The sequence below is a fragment of the Martelella sp. HB161492 genome, assembly GCF_013184775.1.
Classification (GTDB): domain Bacteria; phylum Pseudomonadota; class Alphaproteobacteria; order Rhizobiales; family Rhizobiaceae; genus Martelella.
The window spans coordinates 108,407-126,544 of sequence record NZ_JAATVV010000012.1; the positions used below are offsets into that span (position 1 = coordinate 108,407).

General features: G+C 60.4%; 9 protein-coding genes and 1 tRNA gene. 5 read left to right on the plus strand and 5 right to left on the minus strand.

From position 1 onward, the window contains the following. Positions 1-43: 43 nt before the first annotated feature. Genes HCK86_RS18915 through HCK86_RS18925 form a run of 3 tightly spaced genes read left to right on the plus strand, consistent with a single transcriptional unit; the run spans position 44 to position 2,793 of the window. On the plus strand, positions 44-610 hold the full coding sequence (locus HCK86_RS18915) for a TRAP transporter small permease subunit (protein WP_176086043.1): 567 nt from the start codon (positions 44-46) through the stop codon (positions 608-610). Positions 611-631: 21 nt separating this feature from the next. Beyond that, on the plus strand, positions 632-1,936 hold the full coding sequence (locus HCK86_RS18920; RefSeq protein ID WP_176086044.1) for a TRAP transporter large permease subunit: 1,305 nt from the start codon (positions 632-634) through the stop codon (positions 1,934-1,936). A gap of 53 nt (positions 1,937-1,989) precedes the next feature. Then, positions 1,990-2,793 carry a DeoR/GlpR family DNA-binding transcription regulator gene (locus tag HCK86_RS18925; RefSeq protein ID WP_176086045.1) on the plus strand — a complete coding sequence of 268 codons (804 nt, stop codon included), beginning with the start codon at positions 1,990-1,992 and terminating at the stop codon, positions 2,791-2,793. Positions 2,794-2,802: 9 nt separating this feature from the next. On the opposite strand, the gene HCK86_RS18930 is transcribed toward HCK86_RS18925, so the two are convergent. The 4 genes from HCK86_RS18930 to HCK86_RS18945 all read right to left on the minus strand — a co-directional run bounded on the left by HCK86_RS18930 (position 2,803) and on the right by HCK86_RS18945 (position 12,836). Next, positions 2,803-3,798, minus strand: coding sequence for a Gfo/Idh/MocA family oxidoreductase (locus HCK86_RS18930; RefSeq protein WP_176086046.1), 996 nt, complete (start codon positions 3,796-3,798; stop codon positions 2,803-2,805). A 125-nt stretch (positions 3,799-3,923) separates the two neighbouring features. Further along, positions 3,924-5,159 (minus strand): biotin/lipoyl-binding protein, encoded by a 1,236-nt coding sequence (locus HCK86_RS18935; RefSeq protein WP_176086047.1) that lies wholly within the window; start codon positions 5,157-5,159, stop codon positions 3,924-3,926. Next, positions 5,152-5,610, minus strand: a complete 459-nt coding sequence (locus HCK86_RS18940; RefSeq protein WP_176086048.1) for a hypothetical protein — start codon at positions 5,608-5,610, stop codon at positions 5,152-5,154. The genes HCK86_RS18935 and HCK86_RS18940 overlap by 8 nt, the downstream gene beginning before the upstream one ends. A gap of 221 nt (positions 5,611-5,831) precedes the next feature. Next, positions 5,832-12,836: an autotransporter outer membrane beta-barrel domain-containing protein gene (locus HCK86_RS18945; protein WP_246739674.1), complete on the minus strand. Its 7,005-nt coding sequence runs from the start codon at positions 12,834-12,836 to the stop codon at positions 5,832-5,834. Positions 12,837-13,229: 393 nt separating this feature from the next. Here HCK86_RS18945 and HCK86_RS18950 point away from each other — a divergent pair, with 393 nt between their 5' ends. Beyond that, on the plus strand, positions 13,230-14,783 hold the full coding sequence (locus HCK86_RS18950; protein ID WP_176086049.1) for an EAL domain-containing protein: 1,554 nt from the start codon (positions 13,230-13,232) through the stop codon (positions 14,781-14,783). Between the two features lie 115 nt (positions 14,784-14,898). Here the strand turns inward: HCK86_RS18950 and HCK86_RS18955 are convergent. Continuing rightward, positions 14,899-14,975 (minus strand) — tRNA-His (locus HCK86_RS18955). A 343-nt stretch (positions 14,976-15,318) separates the two neighbouring features. Here HCK86_RS18955 and HCK86_RS18960 point away from each other — a divergent pair. Beyond that, positions 15,319-18,117, plus strand: a complete 2,799-nt coding sequence (locus tag HCK86_RS18960; RefSeq protein ID WP_176086050.1) for a PAS domain S-box protein — start codon at positions 15,319-15,321, stop codon at positions 18,115-18,117. Positions 18,118-18,138 lie beyond the last annotated feature (21 nt).

Below are 18,138 nucleotides of genomic sequence, written 5' to 3' on the forward strand. Positions count from 1 at the left end.
GACGGCCTCGCCTTCAGATGCGCCTGCCGCCTGGAGAGCGATCATGGCGCTTGAAGAACACCACACCCACCGTCTGTCCGAGGCCACTGACGATCCGAAATGGCTCAGGGCCATTTCACATCTGTCGACGGTCCTCAATCGCATCGCAGCTTTCGCGGCTGCCTGCATTCTGGTTTTCATGACAGCGTTCACGCTTCTGGAAATCTGCCTCAGGCTGTTTTCCAAATCGACCTTCATGGCCGATGCTCTGGTCGGCAATGGCGTCGCCGCCGTCTGCTTCCTCTCCGCAGCCTGGGCGCTGGAAGAGGGTTTCATGATCCGCGTGAAGGTGATCACGGACCGTGTCGGGCCAAAGATCGCCTGGGCCTGTGAATTCTTCACCCTGATCGCGGTTGAGGCGCTGCTCCTCTTCATGGCGCATTATCAGTGGAAGACCGTCTACAAATACTGGAGCCGGGGCACCGTCTCCGAGACCTATCTGCCGATCCCGCTGTTTATTCCTGAAAGCTTTTTCCTCATCGGCCTTGGGCTGATGGCGCTTCAGATCATCGTCCGCCTGCTCAGGCTTCTGGCCGTCGGCCATGCCGAAGAGCGTGCGCTGACGCTTTGAGCGAGAGGGAAGGAACACAACATGTCAGTCTCCATGTCCATCCTCGTTCTGCTGCTGCTGCTCGTGCTGTTTCTCGGCGCCGGAACCTGGATTTTTGCCGGCCTGATGCTGGTTGGCGCCGGGGCGATGTATTTCGCCCTTGATTTCAGCTGGGCGCGCATCGGCTCGATCGCGACCAAGGTGGTCTCCTCCTCTGCGGTTTCCTGGGAGCTGGCCGCCATCCCGATCTTCATCTGGATGGGCGATATCATCTTCAGAACCGATATTTCCAACCGGTTGTTCCGCGGCCTGTCGCCTCTGGTCTCGCGCATTCCTGGCGGCCTCCTGCACACCAATGTCATCGGCTGCACCATTTTTGCCGCCATCTCCGGCTCCTCAACGGCAACAACCGCCACGGTCGGCAAGATCACGATCCCGGAGCTCAAGGCGCGCGGCTACGATGTGGCGCTTGCCTCCGGATCGCTGGCTGGCGCCGGCAGTTTCGGCCTGCTGATCCCGCCATCGATCGCCATGATCGTTTATGGCGTTCTGGCACAGGTCTCGATTTCGAAGCTCTTTGCCGCCGGCCTGCTGCCCGGCCTGATGATGGCAGGACTTTATTCCGGCTATATCGCCATCGTGTCGCTGATCCGTCCCTCGGTCGCGCCGCCGCATGGCGAGCCGGTGGACTGGCGCAGTATCCTGCTGGGTGTTGTCGATCTTCTTCCGGTGCTGATCCTGATGACCATCGTGCTCGGCGCGATCTATACCGGCATCGCCACCCCCTCGGAGGCCGCCGCCGTCGGTGTCTTCGGTGCCGTTATCATCACCCTCGTCACCCGGCAGTTTTCCTGGTCGCTGTTTGCGGAAAGCCTGAAAAACACCATCCGTGTCTCCTCGATGATCCTGATGCTGATTGCGGCGTCCGCCTTTCTGTCTTCGGCCATCGCCTATCTGCATCTGCCGACCATGATCACCCAGTCGATTGCGGCGATGAACCTGTCGCCCTATGGCGTGCTGCTGATCCTGGCCGTGCTCTATATCGTGCTCGGCATGTTCCTTGACGGCACCTCGATGACCGTCATGACCGTGCCGATCGCCGTGCCGCTGATCGTTCATGCGGGTTTTGATCCGCTGTGGTTCGGCATCTATCTCGTCATCATGATCGAAATGAGCGCATTGACGCCGCCGGTTGGTCTGAACCTGTTCATTCTTCAGGCGCTGACTGGTGAAACCATCGGCAAAACAACACGTGCAGCATTGCCGTTCTTCCTGCTGCTCTGTATCGGTACAGCATTGCTCGCCGTTTTCCCGCAGATTGTTTTATGGTTGCCGAACACGTTATAATCGCGCTTTCCGATCCTGCCGTGCGCTTTCAAACCGGATAAGAAGAATTGAATTTGACCGACGAAAACAACGCCGAAGAGCTCCTGCCCGCCGAACGACGCCAGCAACTTGTTGACTGGTTCAAGAACAACAAGGCGGGCACCAGCCAGGATCTGGCCCGGATGTTCAGCATTTCGGTTTCCACCATCCGCCGTGATCTCGACCTTCTGGCGTCAGAAGGTCTGGTGAAACGCACCCATGGCGGGGCGGTCAGCATCCGGTCGCGCGCGACCTATGAACCCTCAACCGACCTCGCGCGGCGCACGGCGCTGGAGGAGAAGCAGGGCATTGCCCGCGAGGCCTTGCGCTTTATCGAGGCAGACCAGGCACTGCTGATCGACACCGGCGCCGTGACCTGCCACCTGCTCGCCGACGAGATCGCCAATCTCGATCTGCCGCTGACCGTCATCACCAACGATCTCTATGTCGCCAAGGTCTTGACCTACAAGCAGAACATCAAGCTGATCGTGCCGGGCGGTGCCTGCCGTTTCGGTTCCTTCAGCCTGCTTGGCGAGCCGGGCTTGAGCTTTCTCGCCGACATACGCTGCGACCTGTTCTTCATGTCCGCGGCGGCCGTCGATGAAACCTGCATTTCGGAAACCATGCTGGAGCTGGTCCAGCTCAAGCGCGCCATGATCGAAGCGGCCGGCAAGGTGATCCTGCTGGCCGATTCAAGCCGCTTCATGGAACGGGCCCTGCACAAGACCGCAGCAATCGACAAGATCAACATCATCATCACCGATGAAGGGCTCAGGCAGGACGATATCGACAAGTTCCCGTCCCCCGGCCCGACCTTCATCAAGGCCGCGATGAGTTGAGCGCCGGCCTCACGCCGCCGGCGTTTCACCGGGATAGCTGAGGCCGATCTGGGCGCGGATCGCATCAAGCGTTTCCATGATGGCGACGGTCTCGGCAATCGGCATGCGCGATGACGACCGCGCACCGGAGGCAATCAGCCGCTCCATCTCGAAGGCCTGGAACTGCATGCCGCGATGTTCCACCCGGCCGTCATAGGTCTCGATCAGCCTGCCTGCGTAATCGACCACCTTGAACGTGGACGGCGTGTACCAGACGCTGTCGATCTCGATCCGCCCCTTCTCGCCATAGATCACCGCCGTATTGGGCCCGGCACAGTCCAGCGCCGAGACGCTCGAAGACATGGCATCTCCCGCATGGCGCATGTTGACGGCAATCTCGGCATCAACCCCGGTCCCGGTGAAACGTGCCATTGCGCTTACCGCTTCCGGTGCGCCGAGAATGTCGAAGGCGAACGAGACGGGATAAATGCCAAGGTCCAGCAATGCTCCACCGCCCAGTTCCGGCGCATTGAGACGGTGACTGGGATCGGTCGGGAGAAACTGCCGGTGCTCGGCCTGAACCGAGCGCACAGGCCCGATCAGACCGGAATCGATGATCTCGTGAATGCGGATCATATGCGGCAGAAAGCGCGTCCACATCGCCTCCATCAGCACCAGATCCTTTTCACGCGCAAGATCTGCAAGCGTCTTCGCTTCCCCGGCATTCAGCGTGAAGGCCTTTTCCACCAGCACATGCTTGCCCGCTTCAAGCGCCAGGATTGCCGCAGCGGCATGCTGGGGATGCGGGGTCGCGACATAAATGATGTCGACCTCAGGATCGGCCACCAAAGCCTTATAGCTGCCATGGGCTTTGGCAATGCCGAACCGATCGGCAAAGGCGCGCGCCTTGTCTGCAGAGCGCGATCCCGCGGCTGTAACGCTCAGGCCCGATGCCAGCAGGTCGCCGGTGAAAGAGGCTGCAATCCCGCCCGTTGCAAGGATCCCCCAACGCAGTTTCTGTTCCATCGCTCATTCCTCCCGATTTCTGATCTGCCCGACGATGCGTCCTGTCCTCACGGGACACAACAGGCTTATCCGTCATCAGCCCCGAACAAAAGGCCTGGCGACGAAACAAACCGCTGCAGCCTCTCTCAATGCCCGGAAAAGACCAGTTGATTGACGGGCAGCGTGAGCACCTGGATGCGCAGGATGGCTGCGTGGAGCACACCAACCGTATCAACCACATGCAGAAGGATCTTCTTGCCCGTACCGATCGCGGGATCATCATAAAGATCGTGGTTGTTGGTGTAGACATTGGCAATACAAGCGCTGCCCGGCGGGATCCTGGACGCCTGTCCGGGATAGAGCTCATGCATGCGCACCAGAACCGAACCCGGATTGGCCGTGCGCACCGTCGGGTCCAGCAACTCGTCGGTGGGACGGAACTGCCCGGCAGCAATCACATCCTGAACACTGTCGACGACCATGGGGATGATGGCAAAGGGCTGGGATGCACAGGCCAGTTCGCCGATCATGCCGGGATGAATGACCTGCGCCGTCAACTGCGCGAAGCCGGCAATGAACTGGCCGCCCTGCTGCTGCTCGGGCACAAGAATACCGGCAGGACGGACGAAGGGATTGACCACATCGCCGGGGCGAAGCTGGAACTGCTGGATCCGCCCGGTAATGCTTGCGCGGATATTGCGGTTGTCGAGCGCAACCTCGGCCTCTCGAAGCGACGCTTCGGCACTGGCTTTTTCCGTCGGCAGCAATGTCTCGATATGCGCCTCGATCGCATTCTGTCTGGCAATCGCCACATCGACGGCGCTTTCGGCCTCTTCAACCTGGCCGCTCAGCGTATCGATCACCTGCTGGGCGACAGCATTGGCATTCTTCGCCTGCAAACCGAGATTGCGATCAAGCTCGGTCTGGATTCTTGCGCGCACGCTGCGGGCCTGCGCAACGGATGCGATTGCAGCCTGAAGATCCTGCTCGGCGACCACCTGCTGTGCTGCGACATTGGCAACCTTTTCACGCGCGGCATCGACGGAAGCCTGCTGCTTGCGGTCGTCCAGTGTGAAGATGATGTCGCCATCATGCACCAGATCGCCGCTTTTCACATGAACCGCCGTCACCCGTCCGGGACTGTCCGGCAGGATCGTCACCGTGCGGAAAAATGAGGTCACGGCAGTCGAGGTCGGGTGAAAGAAGAACACCGTGGCGATCAGGATGACGGTCAGCATGGCGCAGCCGGTGATACCCCATCTGAGCTCGTACCAGACCGTGAAGAGGTTGATCTCGTGGCCGAAGCGCTTGTTCTGCCGGTAACGCCGGTAAAGATAGTCCGGCAGGATGGTGAAGATCGAACAGAACAATAATTCAAGCATTATCGTTCTCCTTCGGTGCACCAGCCGCATCATCAGCCACAGGGGCGGACGAAGCGGAAGGCGTGGCCGCTTCTGGCGCCGCCGCCTCAGCCGATACCGCCGCCACCACCGGACGCGGCCTGCTCCGGGCAATGCGGTTCAGCGAGCGCGCCATGGAGACCATCGGGGTTAGAAAGTCCGGAATGCGGATCGCAACAATCAGAAGCGCGGCAACCCAGAAGATGTTGTTATGGGTAAACAGCGACAGCAGTGCAAGAATACCAACAAGTTGCAGCTGGATGCTGTTGCTTCTGTGCGCCATCCGTTCAGGCAGTGCATGAAGATGTAGGTAGAATACGCCAATCAGCAGCACGACCACCAATGTCAGAATGATCATTGCCACGAGCAGAACATCAGTCTGTCCCGGCCCGGTTATGAAAAATGGCAGATAAACGCCATGCTCCGTCTGCATTGCGACCCCCAGATCTGATCATCGACCACAAGTAAAGGTAATGGAATTCCTTAAAATATTGAAGACGATATATTTATACACCGACCGGGCAATATCGCACTGTATCGAAACGCCGTTTCTCTGAGCGAAGGCCTGCCGTTTCCTTTCCGTGAGGGACCACATGTCCGGGATAGCATCCCGGACATGGAAAAATGTCGTCCTGTTCACCAGACAACCGGAAATCAGAAACGGTAGCCGAACCGCAGCGACCCGATATGGGACTGATAGTCCTTGGCGAAGCTGCCATCATATTGCAGCTTGACCTCCATGCCCTGCCGCTTGGCCAGATCAAGACCGAGCGAAACACGACCGACCGTATCGGCAATCGGGGTGAAGGTTGAGAAACTGTCCATGGAGGAGAGGCCGGCAAAGCGCGCCGTCGTCTCCCATTCATCGGTGGACAGGAAGGAAACACCGAGATCGGCATAAAGCCGGGCGGGCATATCATCCAGGAAGGCGATCCGCGCGCCGAACTCGATGCCCGGCGTGACACTGAAGGCGGTATCGGAATTGCCATCAACCATCAGATTGAGCGCACCGGCTCCGGTTTCCTGATAGCTGAACTGCTGCATATTGATGACGTCGAAGTCCACCTTGGGCCGCATGTAATAAGCGTCACTGAAGGCGAATTCATAGGATGCGCGGGCCCGGGCGAAGAACATGGCCGAATCCGGCGACCCCTTTGCCGTCGCCGACAACGTATCGAGGTTGATATAGCGCTTTGAATCGCCCCAGTTATAGCCGCCGCCGCCGACCAGGCCGAAAAGCCAGGGGCCGATCTCCTTTTTCAGTGCGATCGCGCCGGTAAAGGAATCCTGATCCAGCTTCTGTGTTCCGCCATCATTGCGGAACCAGCTATTGCCATAGGCAAGGCTGGTGCCGAGGAACCAGCCATCGCCGATATCGACCTGGCCGCCAGCCTGAAAGCCGCTGGTCGACTTCTGATAGCCTTTCAGATCGCCATCATTGTCCTGGGTCGAGCCGCCACCGGTGACCCGCGCCCACACACAGGAACCTTCGTCGGTCATGACACCGGATGTCTCGAAAGCCGGACAGGAAAGCACACTGTTGGCCGCCGAGATTGCCGCCGCCGGTGAATCCGCCAGCGGTGCTGCGGCGGTCTGCGATGCGACAGTCAGCAGCATGTCGGAGAAGCTCTCCGGCGTCGACTGATGGAAGGCACCGAAGACCTCTCCGAGAGAGATTTTGTCGTCAGCGAACTGAACCTCGCTCGCCCGGCCATCAGCAAGCCTGTCCCAGGCCTGTTGCAGCGCACCTGCCGCCGATGTCGCGTTGCGGCCGAGCGTGACCCCGGTTCCAGTGAAATCGGCACTGGCGACCGAGAAACCGGCCCAGCCATCCGATGACGTCGTCACATCGGAGAAACTGAAAACCGTCGAGGACAGGACCGAGATATCGGAAAGATCGGCGCCATCGACTTTCAGGAACTCAGCCCTCGTGTTGGGCAGCAGTGCATTGGCATTGACGTCAACGCCCCAGCGACCGGCAAAGTCGCCTTCCACATGCAGCCTGTCGCTTGTGCCCTTTTCCATGTCGACATCAAGGCCGGCCAGAAGCCCGCCCCTGCTGGATTTCGCACTGCGCCAGATCCGTTCCTGATTGCCGCTATAATAGCTGAAGGCGCTGAAATCAGTCGCCAGTCCCAGGCTCGCGGCATCGTAAACGCTGCCGAGATCTGACGTACCGACACCGACCAGATCACCGGTAATCCGGGTTTCAACCGTGTTCCATTCACCGCCCAGATCGATGGTACCGGCATTGACGACGGCATCGATATCGGCAATCGCCCCCGTCACGAAAGTGCCTGTCCCCTGATTGATGAACATGGCGGTTCCAGCAAGCGCCGCGGTCTGCGCAACGCCATTCGCTGCCGAACTTGTGCTGTCAAATTTATGCTGCACCACATTGCCGGTGACATTGCTGAAACTGTTGATCGTGACCGTCGTCTTGTGGGCCGCCGAGGTGTAGATCGCCCCGCCGGTATAATCACCGTCCGATCCTCCGGCCGTCGAACCGGAAATCGAACCGCCATCCGGCACGTTGATGGTCAGCGTTTCGCCCGTGGTCTGCGCCCAGACACCCCAGGCTGTCGGGTCGGCAACCGTGACTGTGCCGCCAACGGTGACGACCACCCCGCCGGACTGCGAATTGCCGTCTGCCTTGCCGCCTTCCTTGTTGTTGAATCGTCCGAGCGTGCCGGCATAGGTCTTGCCATTGCGCGTGAAGATACCGCCGGAGCCGCCGATGGACTGGGCGACGATGCCATGGGCATATTTTCCGGTCGTCGAAATCGTTGTATCCGCATCGAGCGAGACATTCGTGACGCCGACCGATTCCGAAGTGCCATGGTCACTATAGTAATAGTCGGATCCCTTGGCATGGGAGTTGTTGTAATAGCCGTAGAAGGCATTGAGCCTTTGGGCGAGATCGGCGGCAACGCCGCCGCCGCCGCTCACCGTCTGCGCCAGAATGCCGAAAGCCCCATCACCGCTGGTGACAATCGAGGCTCCACCCTTGAGGTTGACATAGGCATGGTTGGCACTGTTGGGCGCCTGCTTCTTGACGAAGGAAATCTTGTCCATCACCGTGGCATCTGCCGTGATGAAACCGCCGCCGCCGCTGATCGACTGGGCGACGATGCCAGCCGAGCGGGTACCATAAGTGTGGATCGCGCCATAGTGGTTGATCACCACCGCCTTGCCATGGGCCGAGCCTGCTTCACTGTCGGAACCGAGCGTAACGCTGAGAACATCCTTGATCGTGTCGTCATTGACCGATGTCTCAGTGCCGAGCGCCACGCCGGCAAGTCCGCCGCCGCCGCCGATCGACTGGGCGATGATGGCCTGCGATGCATCGCCCTTCGTCACGATCTGGGTATCGGCAAGCGTCTGGACGGTCACGGTACCGGCATAGCCCGAATTCCCGTCCGCAGTTCCGCCAAACGTGATTTTGACCTTCGAGACCGCCAGTCCCGAGGAAAGACCGACGCCGCCGCCGCCGGCAATCGACTGCGCAACGACGCCATTGGCAGAAAAGCCGGCCGTATAGATGTTGCTGGCATGAATGCTGACATCGCCACCATTGCCGCCATCACCGCCAGATGCGCCGATCGTCAGGGAGACGCAGCTGTCCTCGTCATCGGTGCTGGAGCTATCCGACGTGTCACATGTCGAGCTGCTCGAATCGGATGCACTGCTGCCGGTATCGGCATCATCGGAATCGTCACTGCCTGACGAAACAGCGACGGCACCGCCGCCGCCGCCGATCGACTGGGCAACGATACCGGAAGACATCGTGCCGTAGGTACGGATCGATCCCGTCCCGACGATGGCGTTCGAATTGGCGATATCCCGGCCGATGGTGATGGTGCCACCATTGCCGCCGCTCCCGCCGGACGTGCCGATGGTGGCGTTGAAGGTCAGCGTGCTGTCGCTGTCGTCATCATCGTCATCGTCGCTGGTGGCGGTAGCGGTGGCTGCGCTTTCTGCATCATCGCCACCGTCATCATCATCATCGTCCTCATCCTGCTTGATCGAAAGAGAGCTCTTGCCGGACCCGGCAGCGCCGCCCCCGCCACCGATCGACTGCGCCAGAATGGCATCCGACCAGTCGCCGCTGGTTATAATCGTCCCATTGCTCCAGACATTGACCGCTCCGCCGTCACCGCCGTCGGAGCCTTTGGCACCGAGTCCAATGGTCAACGCCCAGTCGGCATCCCCCATGCCGCCACTGCCGGAGGATGCACCGCCGCCGCCGCCGATGGATTGTGCAAAAATGCCGCGCGACACATGCCCCGCGGTCGTCACCTTTGCTGCGGTGGCGTCCAGACCGACATTGACCGTGCCGCCATAACCGCCCGCACCGCCATCCGCGCCCATCGAAATATTGAGCGCAGCCGTTTTAATGCCCTTGGACGCCTTGGTTGATCCCGAGCCGGTTCCGGCATTGCCGCCGCCGCCGCCGATCGACTGAACCACGAGGCCATCGGCATAATCTCCCGATGTCTGAACCAGGCCAGAAATATAGGCTGCAGCAAAGTCGCCATCGCCGGCCGTGCCGCCTTTGCCTCCCAATGCCACATCGACAGAGACTGCAAAATCGGCGCCCTCGCCGACATCTTCCTCACCTTCAGCCAGCCAGGAAGTGATGGATCTCGCGACCGAACTGGCGGTGGAATCGCCACCATTGCCGCCACCGGCGCCGATCGACTGCACCACAAGGCCTGCCGCTCCGTCGCCCTTGGTATCGACCACAGCTGTTTCGTAGACATGTGTCAGCGCCACATCGCCATCACCACCATCACCACCAGACCCGCCATGGGCGACCGATACCGAAAGTGAGATTGTGTTGCCCTCTTCATCAATGGGAACGCCCGCCGTGATCGCCTTGGCCGAGGCCTGACCGCCATTGCCGCCGCCGCCGCCGATCGATTGCAGGACGATCGCATCGGCATCGATGCCGCTGGTCGCCACGGTGCCATTGATATAGGCGAGCGCCTCAGCGCCATAACCACCCTGTCCGCCGCCGCCGCCGTGGGCTATGGAAATGCCGAGACCGACGCTGGCACTGGTGGATTTGGCATTGCCGCCAACACCGCCGCCGCCTCCGATCGACTGAACCAGAATTGCCGTTGCATGATAACCGGAGGTGATAATCTGGCTGGTCGAACCGAACTGTGTGACCTGGGCATTGCCGCCATTACCACCTGCGCCCCCCTTACCGCCCGTGGCGCTGGAAATGCCGATACCCCAAGCGGTCGCCTGGCCGCCAACACCGCCACCACCGCCGACGGACTGGGCAATCACGCCGGAGGCATAATCACCCTTCGTCTGAATGACAACACCGGCTTCCAGACGCACGAAGACATGCCCGCCGGCACCGCCCGGCCCCCCCGCACCGCCGACCGTGTGGAACAGGCCCTTCTTGTTGCGTCCCTGACCGCCGCCACCGCCAACCGACTGGGCAACAATGCCATGGGCCTCGGAACCAACCGTCGTCAGATTGGCATAGTTATGGATATAGACATGGCCGCCATCACTGCCCGCACCGTCCGAACTGCCGCCCGTCCCGGCGCCGATCGAACCGCTCGCGCCGCCGCCATCATTGGTGCCGCCGCCGCCGCCGATCGACTGGGCAAGGATGGCGATGCCGCCGCCAAGATCCGTGGAGTCGCTGCTGGCCGCAGCGGTACTGGCCGAAGCATAGCCGCCATAGGTGAAGATCGCGCCCTTGTTGGTGACCGTTACCGTCGCGGCAACAGAGCCCGAACTCTGTCCGCCAATCGTCTGTCCGCCACTCGTGCCGGACACCGCCTCACCGGTGGAATAGCTGGTCGTCGCCAGCGTGGCAGTAGATGACAACGCGCCGCCGCCGCCGCCGATGGACTGGGCGACGATGCCATGGGAATCGACACCATAGACCTTGATCACGCCCGAATTGGTGACCGTCACGTCGCCACTGGTAGATCCGTCAGAGCTGGTATCACCGAGCGTCATGGCATTGTCGCTGGCGTAGATGAGAATACCGCCACCGGCGACCGCCGAAGCCGACTGCGCGATGATGCCGTGCGAATGCGCACCCTTGGTGGTGATGGCAAAATCATTGGTGACCGTGACGGCCATGGCCGCGCCGCCAATGCCCTTGCTGTGCTTGTAGGTGGACGTGCCGCCGCCGCCAAGCGACTGGACGATGATACCCGAGGAATAGGCCCCCGACGTCTGGATCTGGCCGCCGCCGGTGATGCTGACGCTGGCACCGTAGGAATAGCCGCCCGGCTGTTCGTTGTCCTTCTTACCGCTTTGATAAGATGTCCCGCCCTGACTGACGGCATGGACCGCAGGCGAGTTGTCGCCATAGGTCAGGATTCTTGTCGATGACGCACCATAGACGTCGATCTTTGCGGGCCCCGCCAGCCCGCCCCATGGCGCCAGCTTGCCGCCGCGCGACAGGCCATCGCCACCGCGCGCGATCGCCAGCAGCGCAGCGCCGGTTTCGCGCGTCAATTGCACCGAACCGTTGGCGGTCGAAAAACGCACCGCGCCCGCCGACTGCGTCGAAATGGTTCCCGTCATCGCATTGGATGAAGAGCCAAGCGTGATCACGGCAACCGGGTCGGTAAAATCACCATTCCAGGCACCACCGCCGTCGCCACCGGAGACATCATCGCCAAACTGATTGGTATTGTAGGGTGTGTTGCCGCCATAGGACGCGGCAATGATGGCCGGCCCGCTGGTGGTGGCGTAGACTGACTGGGCCACATAAACGGAGGCGAGGTGACCGATGCCGCTGCCGGACAGATCGTCATGGCTGCTATAGGTGGAGGGTCCGCCAATGCTGAGCGCGGCGATACCAAAGGTGGTGCCGGAAACAACCCCGGTCGAGCGAACCACCACGGACCCGGCCGATCCGCCATAGCTTTTCCCGGTATCATGGGCGTGCTTGGCCGTCCCGCCCTTTGACAGGGCAAGAATGCCGCCACCGACAGTGCTCGACACATCCCCCGAGCTGACAATCTTGACGGTACCGCCATTGCCGGCGCCGGTTTCCATCATGTCGTCCGAACCGCTCCAGTTGAGCGCGCCGAGCGAAACGGCGCTGAGGCCGGCGCTCTGCGTCTTTGCAATCTTGAGATCGCTGACGGAAATGCCATCGCCCGGCTGCATCAGAAGTTCGGTGGAGCTTGCCTCAGTCACCGCAATATCGGCATCGTTGGTGATCGATAGTCCGAGACCGGTCCAGCCCCAGTTGGAATGAACCGAATAGATGTGACCGCGATAGGTATCGCTGTTGCCGCCCCCCTCGCCGGGCCGGATCACCGCCATATAGGAGCCGGCATAGGCATATTGCGATGTCGTCAGGCTCCCTGAATCAATCGTACAGGTGATCGTCTCGACGGCAATGTCACTGTTTCGCTGGTTAAACTGGTCGGTATCGATATTAGAACCGGTTTCCGTTGTCACACTGGACGGTGTGCAGCTGGACTGTGCATAGGCACGGCTGTAGCCGCGCGAATAGAATGGAAGTGGCACCCCGGCCAGCGTGCCGAGAAGCGCAGTTGACTGAAAGAGTATCGAAGAAGCGACAAACCGTACCTTGGCCTTTTCCGGCTGCTGCAATGGTTTTTCACAATCTCGGACAGTAACACCACGTGTTTTTCTATGTATCATGCACCCATCCCCTGGCGATCCGGCCACCTCCGGATGCCCCCTCCAAAGTCGACGAGTGATTACTTTAAAATAAATCCGGAGCGATACAGCAACAGAAAAAATGTAAATATTAAATTTTAATTGCAATTCAGACAGTCAATTAAAATGACACTTAAGCTATAGAGAGTTGGAACTCTGCCTTCCGGAGCTTGAGACGTCCTATACTGGTAAACAGAACAGGCTGAACGGCGAGACGCGATCTTCGGAAACGGCCCCTATGCAGCGGCACCGCTGTCACGGTTCAAGGCCCTTATCGGCCGCATGACCCACACATGCGTCCCGGGACAACTTGTAACTCCTTGCGCAAGCGTGCAGACATGGTTTGCTTGGGGGGCTGAACGGGGAACAGATCAGATGATGCTTTTAAGGCGTTACCGGTTGTTGATCGCAGCCTGCGCATTTGCAGGCGCTGTCCTCTTTCTCTGCGCCTTTGCCTTGTCGAGGATGAATACAGCGGACGCGATCATAAGCCATTATGGCAGCAACGTGCTGCGACTTGCCTATTCGATCGGGAAAGAGAGCACTGACACCTTGGTGGCGCTGAACAGCGAGACAGCCGAAGCCTGCACCGCCACGGATCTCGCAATGTTACGAACCGTGGCTTTTCAAGCCGAATATCTGAAGGATGTCGGCCGCATTTCGGCAGGCAATCTTCTATGTACAGCGCTCTGGGGACGGCTCGATCAGCCTGTTCCCCTGCCATCGCCTGACCATATCGCTCCGGAAAGCCACATCGAACTCTGGCATGAAAAATCAGGAATCCTCCCGGCTGGCCTTGCCGTCGATATAGCGGCAAGCGGCAACAGCGCCGTCTTCACGGCTCCCAATGCTTTCAGTTCGGTGGAGGAGCTTCCGTCCGGCCTCAGTGTCGTTGTTCTCACCCGTGACGGATCACATATTTTCCAACGCTTTGGAAAAGCCGACGACCTCGCCGTCGATCATGACAAGAATTCCGGCCTGCTGGACCTCGGCCGCGACCGTTTTTTCTACAACTGTTCGCCGATCGATATCTGCGCTATCGCCCGCTCACGGCTTGATGGGTTTTACGGTGCCAGCACGGTCGAGGTTCTGGGCGTGGGCCTTGCCGGCATTCTGGCAGGCGGATGGTTTGGACTGGCGATTGCCTATCTCGAATACGGGCGTTCATCGGTTCAAAAAAGGCTGAATCGCGCCATCAGGGAAGACAGGCTCATCATCCTGTTCCAGCCGATTGTGCAGTCAAGGACCAGACGGCTCGTCGGCACCGAAGCACTTGTGAGGCTGATCGACATCGATGGCGCCTTGATTTCCCCCTACCATTTCATCGAACTGGCAGAATCCCTTGGCCTGTCCTATCAGATCACCCGCAGCGTCACCAAAAAGGCGCTGGCGGCGATGAAACCCTATCTTCAGGCGGATCGGGATCTCTATGTCAGTATCAACGTCACAGCCGATGACTTTTTCCAGCAGGACTTTCTGGAATTCATGCAGATGCAGGCCGCCCGCCATTCGGTGCTGCCCGGCCAGATCGCTCTTGAACTGACCGAAAGATCGACGGCCAGCCACGAACATCTCGCAATCAGAATGCAGGAGGTCAGGCAGGCAGGCTTCCAGATCTTTATTGACGATTTCGGAACCGGCTATTCCAGCCTGTCCTATATCGCCAATCTGCCGATTTCAGGAATCAAGATCGATCAGTCGCTTGTACAGATGGCCATGCACAACGATGCCGGCATGTCCGTTGTCGACAAGATCTTCGAACTCGCGCATGCCCTTGACGTCAAGCTGATCTGCGAAGGGCTTGAACGGCAGGACGAGGCGGATCGCCTGTCAGCCGCGCATCCCGAGCTCGTCGCCCAGGGCTGGCTCTATGGCAAACCAATGCCCGTCGAGGGACTGAATTCGTATCTCCGCCAGACAACGGCGTGACCTCGCCATGAGGAAACGCCATCCGGAGCATCGGACATCGATCCCGGGGCGCAGATCCGCGCACCACAAACCTGAGACGCTCAGGCAAAGTTCAGCAATGTCCTGAAAAATGAAGTGGTACGGTTGGGTGGAGTTGAACCACCGACCTCAGGTGCCACAAACCTGCGCTCTAACCAACTGAGCTACAACCGCACACGGGCGATGCATGAAGCATCGCGGGCTGACATAGAGGGACTTGAAACTTTTTGCAAGCCCCTCATCATCATATAACCAAATTCATTGTGCATCACGTGCCAGTCCGGCGCGCCATTGCCCGGTTCTAGGCGGACCTGCAGCAGCGGCTGAAACAGTGAATGACGTTAACCTTGCCCAGCAATTGCAAGAGCGTCGATCTGGACCCGGCCTTTCCGTGCTATTATTAAGAATGTGTTAAGAGACTGACAGAAGCGAGAGGCGGTCCCCGGACCGCCCGCGAGCAAACACAGCGCTTCCGGACAGCATGACGTCCGGAAACGCAGAAAATGGGTGCCAAAGCATGACCACTGAGCCGATTGCCTTTGTCGAATTCGCGACTCATCCGCAGGTCCGTGCAGCCTTCGCGGCGGGTCACACCCTTTTTGCCGTCCATTGCGATGACAACAGCATCGCCTTTTGCAACGCCGCTGGGGCCAGCCTGCTCGGCCATCAGTCCATTGCGGCAGCCACAGACGCCCCCTTTGCACCCGACAGCATCATGCTCCGCCAGTTCTCGGCTGCTGCCGGCAGCCTTGCCCATAACGGCGACACGCGCGATTTCACCATTCACCGTATTGACGGTTTCCGCCGCGTGGCCGTTCCCGCGCGCGCCAGCCGGATTTCGCTTGAGGGAGAAGACCTGTTTGTTTTCGATGCCGATTTTGGCCAGACCGATGCCAGGCTGACAGCAGGCTTTTCCGACGATGGCGCCCAGCTGGCAATCCTTGACAATGATGGCCGGATCATCGAGGAGAGCCAGGGCTTTGCCGCACTCAGTCTCGACCCGTCCGATCTTGCCGCTATGCGGCTGGCACTGCAGGACAGCGACGCCCCCAGCCTGCAGCGCCTCACCGATTCTGCGGCCGGAATATGGCACGCGACCCTTGCCCGCCTCGATGACGAACGCCTGATGCTGTATGTCTCCGGCCAGCATGCCGAGCCCGTACCAGACCCCGTCCCGGCATTCGAAATCGCGCCGGAACCGCAGGAAACGGCGTCCCGCTCGGTCATCGACATGATTGCAGCCATTGACCAGGGCTTTGCCACGATGACGAGCGACGCCCCACAGGCTGAGGCCCCGGTCGTTGCCAGGCGCCCCTTGCGATTCGTCTGGCAGAGCAATGCCGAAGGACGCTTCACCGAAGTCTCGCGTGAACTCACCGATGCCGTTGGCGTGGACGCTGCCGACATTATCGGCCTGCGGTTTGAGGATCTCGAAGATCAGCTCGGAGTGCGCGGCGCAAAGGCAATCGCCGGCTTGCTGCCACAGGCCAGCACCTGGTCCGGCAAGACGGTCGAGTGGCCCATCGCCGGAACGGACAGGCGCATTCCGATCGACCTCGCCGCCCTGCCCAGCTTTTCCCGCGACCGGATCTTCAATGGTTATCGCGGTTTTGGCCTCGCGCGGATCGGCGACACCCGACAGGACCCGGATGCAACAGGACTGGCGCTGGTGACGGCGGAACAGCCGCCGCTTCCGGGCCTCAATGACGCCGAGCGCCAGGCCTTTGATGAGATCGCGCTGACACTCTCCGGTTCACCGACGGCAACGCCAGAGATGAAGGAGAAGCGCTCTCCGGTCCTCAGGCGCACGGTCACGCCTGAAGCCGTCAGCGAGGCATCCCCGCCCGCGCCGGAGAAGCGCAGCGACAGACCCACGCTTGACCGTCGCGCCATCGATGCCCTTCCCGATGCCGTGCTGATCCAGTCCGGTGAGCAGATCATCCATGCCAATCCGCACATGATGTCGCTCAGCGGCTATGACAATCTCGATGAAATCACCGCTGCCGGCGGGCCGGATCAGCTGCTCCAGCGTGATGGCCAGAACCACCTGATCCTGATGCGTGCCGATGGTTCGGTGCTGCCGGTTTCGCTTCAGCTGCAGTCCATCCGCTTTGAAGACAGCCGTGCCCTGTCGATGACGCTCCGGACTGAGCCGAGCGATCACGAAATTCTTGCCCTATCCGGCAGTGCGCCCGCGCTGGCTGCTCCGGCCGTTTTTGACGCCAATGATGAAGATGGCGAAGCGCTGCAGGCCATTCTCGACACCACCACCGACGGCATCGTCATCATTGATGCTGACGGACGCATCAGCTCGCTCTCGGCTTCGGCCCTCGGCCTTTTCGGCCGCGAGAGCGAGACCGTCTGCGGCAAGCGCTTTACCGTACTCTTTGCCGAAGAATCGCGCCGCGATATCGAGGATTATCTTGACCGGGTGATCGACGGGCAATCACTGGCATTGATGCATGAAGGCTGCGAGGTCATGGGGCGCGAGGCCGGTGGCGGCCTGTTGCCACTGGTGATGACGCTCGGCCGGCTGCCACGTTCGGGCGGCGCCTGCGCGGTGCTGCGCGACATTTCCGAATGGAAGCGCCACGAGGATGAGCTGCGCGCCGCGCGCCGCAGCATGGCCCGCATCGAGCAGGAACGGGAAGGTTTCCTCACCATGCTGAAGCTCGAGCTCAAGATGCCGCTTGATGCCATTATCGCGCTTGGCGACACACTGCGTCATGAACCCTACGGCGCGCTCGGCGACCAGCGCTACAAGGAAATCGCCCAGGCGGTTTCGGAGAAAAGCCGGCAGGCCCGCAATGTCGTCGGCGACATCCTCGGCGAGATGCCGGCGCCGCGCGTCGCGGAGGAAGAGGCCATGTCAGCTTCCGGCATCAACGATGTGATCGCCGAAAGCGTGAGCATCGTGCAGCCCCGCGCCAATGCCCGGCGGATCATCATCCGGGCAGCGCTTTCGCCCGGACTGACCGACACGCTCGCCGATGCCGGACGGCTGAAGGAAATCGCGCTCGACCTGCTTTACGAAGCAGTGCATTTCACCCCCGCAGGCGGACAGGTCGTCGTCTCCACAGCCAGGGCACCGGATGGCGGAACGCTGCTGCGGTTTCGCGACAATGGCATTGCCCCGGTGCGCCGCCGCCCGGCCGCAGCAACAGCAAGCGGCAAGACATCCGAACCGGAAAATGCCCGGATCGCCCATGCGCGTCAGCTGGTGGAGAGCATCGGTGGCACCTTCACCATTCATGCCGTGCCGAATGAAGGTATGCTGGTGCAGGTATTCCTGCCAGTCAATGCCGATGCCGCATGAGCCTAGCGGCCGGACACCAGG

Excerpts from the sequence above, each read along its gene's own strand:
- HCK86_RS18920 (WP_176086044.1), top strand. The coding sequence starts at position 632 with ATGTCAGTCTCCATGTCCATCCTCGTTCTGCTGCTGCTGCTCGTGCTG.
- HCK86_RS18950 (WP_176086049.1), top strand. The coding sequence starts at position 13,230 with ATGATGCTTTTAAGGCGTTACCGGTTGTTGATCGCAGCCTGCGCATTT.
- HCK86_RS18915 (WP_176086043.1), top strand. The coding sequence starts at position 44 with ATGGCGCTTGAAGAACACCACACCCACCGTCTGTCCGAGGCCACTGAC.
- HCK86_RS18945 (WP_246739674.1), bottom strand. The coding sequence starts at position 12,836 with ATGATACATAGAAAAACACGTGGTGTTACTGTCCGAGATTGTGAAAAA.
- HCK86_RS18930 (WP_176086046.1), bottom strand. The coding sequence starts at position 3,798 with ATGGAACAGAAACTGCGTTGGGGGATCCTTGCAACGGGCGGGATTGCA.
- HCK86_RS18935 (WP_176086047.1), bottom strand. The coding sequence starts at position 5,159 with ATGCTTGAATTATTGTTCTGTTCGATCTTCACCATCCTGCCGGACTAT.
- HCK86_RS18960 (WP_176086050.1), top strand. The coding sequence starts at position 15,319 with ATGACCACTGAGCCGATTGCCTTTGTCGAATTCGCGACTCATCCGCAG.
- HCK86_RS18940 (WP_176086048.1), bottom strand. The coding sequence starts at position 5,610 with ATGCAGACGGAGCATGGCGTTTATCTGCCATTTTTCATAACCGGGCCG.